Source organism: Xanthomonas sp. SHU 308 (genome assembly GCF_000364645.1).
Lineage (GTDB): Bacteria > Pseudomonadota > Gammaproteobacteria > Xanthomonadales > Xanthomonadaceae > Xanthomonas_A > Xanthomonas_A sontii.
In genome coordinates this window covers 1-5,666 of record NZ_AQOK01000138.1, presented here as the reverse complement: position 1 = coordinate 5,666, position 5,666 = coordinate 1, and the positions used below count along the sequence as shown (strand labels likewise).

At 66.0% G+C, this 5,666-nt stretch carries 4 protein-coding genes, 1 pseudogene and 1 riboswitch; all 5 genes and pseudogenes read right to left on the bottom strand.

The window, feature by feature from the left end; all coding sequences use genetic code 11:
• Positions 1–181 precede the first annotated feature (181 nt).
• Positions 182–514, bottom strand: a complete 333-nt coding sequence (locus tag D588_RS0106000) for a thioredoxin family protein (RefSeq protein WP_017915338.1) — start codon at positions 512–514, stop codon at positions 182–184.
• A gap of 87 nt (positions 515–601) precedes the next feature.
• Entirely contained in the window at positions 602–1,162 is a 561-nt protein-coding gene (locus D588_RS0105995; RefSeq protein WP_017915337.1) for a flavodoxin, read from the bottom strand.
• A gap of 94 nt (positions 1,163–1,256) precedes the next feature.
• Complete coding sequence (locus tag D588_RS0105990) at positions 1,257–2,297, bottom strand: ribonucleotide-diphosphate reductase subunit beta (RefSeq protein WP_010340146.1); 1,041 nt, start codon at positions 2,295–2,297, stop codon at positions 1,257–1,259.
• A 108-nt stretch (positions 2,298–2,405) separates the two neighbouring features.
• Positions 2,406–4,820, bottom strand: coding sequence for a ribonucleoside-diphosphate reductase subunit alpha (locus tag D588_RS0105985; RefSeq protein ID WP_017908331.1), 2,415 nt, complete (start codon positions 4,818–4,820; stop codon positions 2,406–2,408).
• A gap of 180 nt (positions 4,821–5,000) precedes the next feature.
• A riboswitch (cobalamin riboswitch) is annotated at positions 5,001–5,220 on the bottom strand.
• Positions 5,221–5,407: 187 nt separating this feature from the next.
• Positions 5,408–5,666, bottom strand: a pseudogene (locus D588_RS0105980) (hypothetical protein); the annotation flags it as partial.

Here is a 5,666-nt window from a genome sequence, read left to right as displayed (position 1 = left end):
GCTTCTCAGCAGCCGAAGGCTGATCAAAGTAACTCGCCCGTAAGGGCGAAAGCCTTTGCTGTTGCTGCTGCTTGAGATTTATGCATCGGACAAGCAGCCGCACGAGTGAGCTTTAGCAGCGATAAGCTCTATCGGTGAAGCCAGTCGCGGCTAAAGCCACTCCTACGAGGAACACAAGCGCTCAGCCCAGGTGCGTGCGCACCGCTTCGTCGATCTTGGCCGGCGGCACGAAACCGGGCACCCGCGCCACTTCCTCGCCCTGGCGGAACAGCATCAGCGTCGGCGTCTGGCGCAGGCCCTGCGCGCGGAAGAACTCCTCGCCCACGTCTTCCATCTTCACCTTGAGCAGGGTCAAGCCCTGCGCGCTCTCGCCCTCGGCGAAACGCTCCAGCGACTTGTCGAGCATGCGGCAGCCGGGGCAGTTGTCCTTGTTGAAATCGGCCAGCACGCGCGGATGCGCGGCGAGGGCATCGGCGAACTGTTCGGCACTGGAAACGGTGATGGTGGTGAGCATGGAACGAAACCTTGTCTGATGTCGGAAGAAGCCCGGCGTGCGATGGGGACGCCGGCAATGCCAGGAAACGGATGAACGACGACGGCGTCAGCCGCTGCCAGACAACGGCAACACCCTCGCAGCGAAGCCAGCCGCGCCCGCGGGAGCGGACTCGGCAGCGGCCACCGGCACATCGCCTGCCAACGACGCGCGCGCCGCGCGCAACGCCAGCACGTGCGCGCACCACGCGTCGATGGCAGCGTTGTCGCGGTCGCCGTGCGGCATCTGCTCGATCTCCAGCAATGGATAAACACTGTCGAAGAAGCGCGCGATGCGCTTGACTGCACCGCAGTAGTACTCCAGCCCCCACTGCGTCTCGCCGGTGCCGAACGCCGCCACTTCGATCGTCTTGCCGGCCGCCTCGACCAGCTCGGCGATGTAGCGCTTCATCTCCGCCGGCGTGCGCCCTGCGTTGTCGCTCCAACTGCCGAGCAGATGCAGGTCGAAGTCCGCCGCACGCGCGGCGTCGCCGAGCGCACCCTGCAGCGTCTGCAGGTCGGTGTGGATCCAGGTCACCTCATGCCCCGCCGCCTCGCACTGCGCATGCACGCGGCGGGCGACGTCGCGGGTATTGCCGCTGAGCGAAGCGTAGGCGAGCAGGATGTGCATGGGGCGGGGATTCGGGAGTGGGGATTCGGGATTCGTCAGAGCAGGATGGCGGTGCTTCACCAATCCCGAATGCCTAATCCCCAATCCCGGCCCTTCAAAGATCGTCGAAGCCGTTGTCCGAGTTGGTCTTCTTGTAGCTGGCGTTGCGCATCTCGAAGAAGTCGGTCTTGGTCTCGGTGAAGTTGTCGGCATAGGCCTTGATCCACGGCATCACGTTGTCGCTGGCGCCGCTGTACAGCTTCTCGATGCCGAGCATGCCGGACATCTTGTTGGCGCGGTACTTCACGTACTGGATCATCTCGTCCACGTCGATGCCCTCGATGCCGTCGAGCACTTCCGAGGACCACTCGGTCTCCAGGCGGATCGCATGCTCGAAGGCCTGGTGCACGTAGTCGGTCAGCTCGTTGGTCTGCAGCTCGGCGTTCTCGCCGATGATGGCGCGGATCAGCTCGCTGATGAACTTGGTGTGGGCCAGCTCGTCGCGGTTGATGAAGCTGATGATCTTGCCGGTACCGGTCATGCGGTTCTGCCGGACCAGGTTGTAGAAATACGCGAAGCCGGAATAGAAGTTGATGCCTTCCAGGATCGAAGACTGGATCAGCGAGCGCAGCAGGGTCTCTGCGGTCTTCTCGCGCATGAAGTCGTCGTAGGCCTGCATGATCGGCTGGTTGCGCGCGATGATGGTCGGATGCGTGCGCGCGATCTCGAACACGCGGTTCTGGTCGGCCAGGCCGGCGATCGAGGCGAGCACGTACGAGTAGCTCTCGTTGTGGATCACTTCCTGCTGGCCGATGATCGCGGCGTTGGCGTGCGCGGCCGGGTCGGTGATGTATTCGGCGACGTTGTAGATGAAGCGCGTCTGCGGCGAATCCAGCGTGGCCAGCAGGCCGATGATCGAGTCGTAGGCGTTCTTCTCGCGCGCCGACAGCTCCCCGTACTGCTTGGCATCGCCCTTCATGTCCACTTCGTCGGGGATCCAGAAGTTGGTCGACAGCTCCTTGTACGCCCGGTAGAAGGACGGGTACGGGATGTCGTTCCAGTTGAGGATGCCGCTGGTGGTGCCGTTGATGATGCCGGTGGAACGGTTGGGGTGCAGCGGTTCGAGGATCTTGATGCGGTCGAGCGCGATGGCCATGGATGTGCTTCGGTAGTCGGGTGAACGGCGCCGGCGGGCGGCGCGGGAATGCGGGACGCGCGCGACAGGACCGGCCTGCCGCGCGGCGCGGGCGTCAGACGCCGGCGATCAGCTCGAGCACCACTCGCACTCGCTGATGTCGATGTCGTTGGAACGCACGTAGTAGGTGGTCTTCAGGCCTTCCTTCCACGCGGTCATGTGCAGGTCCAGCAGGGTGCTGGCGCGGATGCCGCTGGGCACGTAGAAGTTGAAGCTGATCGACTGGTCGACGTGGCGCTGGCGGCGCGCGTTCTGGCGCACGCTGGCGAACTGGTCGACCTTGTAGGCGCCCTTCTCGTAGTACGGATAGGTATCCACGGTCAGCCCCGGCGCCACCACCGGACGGCGGAAGTCCTTCTTCTCTTCGTAGTAGAACGCGCTGTAGATCGGGTCGATCGACGCGGTGGAGCCGGCGATCTGCGCGGTGCTCATGTTCGGCGCCACCGCCACCATCCAGGCGTTGCGCACGCCGTGCACGCTCACCTGCGCGGCCAGTTCCTGCCATTCGGCGCTGTCGTAGCCGCGCTTGGTGAAGTACTCGCCGTTCTGCCAGTCGCTGCCCTTGAACACCTTGTACGCGCCCTTCTCCTTGGCCAGCGCCAGGCTCGCCTGGATGGTCAGGTAGTTGATGCGCTCGTACAGCGAATCGCTGTACGCCTCGGCGTCCGGCGAATTCCAGTCGATGCCCTTCTGCGCCAGCAGGTGGTGCCAGCCGAAGGTGCCCAGACCGATCGCGCGGTACTTCTGGTTGGTGATGGTGGCCTGCGGCACCGGCAGCTCGTTGAGGTCGATGACGTTGTCGAGCATGCGCACCTGGACGCGGATCAGCCGCTCCAGGATGTCCGGCGACAGCAGGTCCGGCTGCGCGGTGACCGCGCGGCCCAGGTTCACCGAGGACAGGTTGCACACGACGAAGTCGCCGGCCTGCTTGGTGGTGACGATCTGGTCGCCGCTGATCATCTCCTGGATGACCCGCGTCGGGCTCATGTTCTGCAGGATCTCGGTGCACAGGTTGCTGGAATACACCATGCCCTGGTGCTTGTTCGGGTTCATGCGATTGACTTCGTCGCGATAGAACATGAACGGGTTGCCGGTCTCCAGCTGGCTGACCATGATCCGCTTGAACATGTCGATGGCCTTGACCACCTTGCGGCCGATGCGCTCGTCGGCCACCACTTCCTCGTAGCGGGCGCGGAAGCTGCCTTCGCCGCGCTTCTCGTCGAAGAAGTCCTGCAGGTACCAGCCCTTGACCTCCTTCACCTCGTGCGGGTCGAACAGGTACCACTCGCCGCGGCGCTCCACCGCTTCCATGAAGATGTCCGGCACGCACACCGCGGTGAACACGTCGTGCGCGCGCAGGCGCTGGTCGCCGTTGTTCAGGCGCAGGTCCAGGAACGCCTCGATGTCGCGGTGCCAGATGTCCAGGTACACGGCGATGGCGCCCTTGCGCTGGCCGAGCTGGTCCACCGACACGGCGGTGTTGTTGAGCTGCTTGATCCACGGCACCACGCCGCCGCTGGAGTTCTTCACGCCGCGGATCGCCGAACCGGAGGAACGCACGTAGCCCAGGTAGGCGCCGACGCCGCCGCCGTGCTTGGACACGCGCGCCACGTCGGTGTTGGAGTCGTAGATGCCCTGCAGGCTGTCGTCGACGGTGTCGATGAAGCAGCTCGACAGCTGCCCGCCGATCTTGCCGGCGTTGGCCAGGGTCGGCGTGGCCACGGTCATGTACAGGTTGGACAGCGCCCAGTAGGCCTCGCCGACCAGCTGCATGCGGCGCTCGCGCGGCTTCTCGTCCTGCATCAGGTACAGGGCGATGGTCAGCCAGCGCTCCTGCGGCAGTTCGTAGACCTTGCGCGAGTTGTCGGTGGCCAGGTAACGCGTGGCCAGCAGGTACAGGCCGTTGTAGGCGAACAGCTTGTCGCGCTCCGGATCGATCATGCGGCCGGCTTCGGCCAGTTCGTCCTTGGAGTAGTTCTTGAGGATGTCGATCGAGTACACGCCGCGGTCGGCCAGGCTTTCCTGCAGGCCGACGTAGGAGCCGTACTTCTCGCCGGCATCGTAGAAACGGTTCTTGCTGGCGCGCTTGTACAGGCGGTCCAGGTACAGGCGCGCGGCGAAGTACTCCCACTCCGGCGTGGCGATGTCCACGCGCGACTCGGCCTCGCGGATCAGGTAGTCGACCATGTCGTCGGCCGACAGGCTTTCCTTCTTCTCGATGAAGGCGAAGGCCTTGCGCTCGTAGTCGCTCACGTCCAGCTGCGGGAACTCGGCGTGGATCCGGTCCAGGGTGCGCTGCAGGCGCGAGCGGTCGAAGGCCATGCGGCGGTTGCCGCCGTCCTTGACGATCCAGGTCACGGCGCGCTGGTCGTTGCTCGGCTCGCTGCTGGCCGTCGGCTCCGGCTGGGCAGTGGCGGCAGCGGTCGTGGGGTCGACGGCGGCGTCGACGGACGCGGTGGCCGGCAGGCTGTGGGTCTGGCTCATGAAGGTCTCCAAGCGTGGTGCACGCGGCCGCCCGACCCTCGCAGGCAGCGGTCCGACCGGGTTCGCAGGTGGGCAGGCGGTGTCGCGAAGACTGCAAACGGCGCAGGCACCGGGCCTGCGGGCGGTCATCGCTGCACCGACCCTCTCCCCCCGGAGAGCGCGCGGTCGGCGCCGCGCGGTGTGCTTCGCGCGGCTGTCGGCAGGTCTTCGGGCTGATGGGCAACGGCCGTGGCCGGTTCCTAGCCCGTCGCTTCCCAAGGCGGGCGCCTCAGTGCGGATGACGGGTTCGTTCCCAATTACCGCTGCGGGGCAGCGCCGGAGTTGGCGTTGGCACGCCGCACCGGCTTCCCTTTTGATCCCGCGGCTTGGGGCCGCCGGAACCGACCACCCCAAGATAGTGGGGTCGGTCGGCGACGTCAACGCTAAATATGGGTGAAATTACGAAAACCTAAGCCTGGCAACGGTTTGCCGACGACAGCCGATTCCGGTCCCGCCGCGGCGGCCGTTCGCGGCCGTGACGGGGTCGTGAAGCCGGCCGCAAACACGGGCGTTGGCGCCCCCGGACGACCCCGACACCGCCGCCTCGCTTAGGGCCGGCACGGCACCACCGCGCCGCTGGCGTCGGTGCAGGTGCCGGTGTGGACGACACTGCCGTCCTGCACGCTGGTGCTGCCCTGGTAGCTGCCCTGCGTGCCATCGACGCTGCTCTGGCGGCTGCCGCTGAGCGTGCCGTCGGCGGCGCGGGCCAGGCTGCCACTGCTGCTCGCGCTGGCGCCGTCGGCGCGCTGGACGCTGGCACTGCCCTGGCGGCTGGCGCTGCCGTCTGCGTTGCGCTCGGCGCTGCCT

What these genes read in the sequence shown, in the direction of transcription:
- D588_RS0106000 (WP_017915338.1), bottom strand. Translation starts at nt 514, where the DNA reads ATGCTCACCACCATCACCGTTTCCAGTGCCGAACAGTTCGCCGATGCC.
- D588_RS0105995 (WP_017915337.1), bottom strand. Translation starts at nt 1,162, where the DNA reads ATGCACATCCTGCTCGCCTACGCTTCGCTCAGCGGCAATACCCGCGAC.
- D588_RS0105990 (WP_010340146.1), bottom strand. Translation starts at nt 2,297, where the DNA reads ATGGCCATCGCGCTCGACCGCATCAAGATCCTCGAACCGCTGCACCCC.
- D588_RS0105985 (WP_017908331.1), bottom strand. Translation starts at nt 4,820, where the DNA reads ATGAGCCAGACCCACAGCCTGCCGGCCACCGCGTCCGTCGACGCCGCC.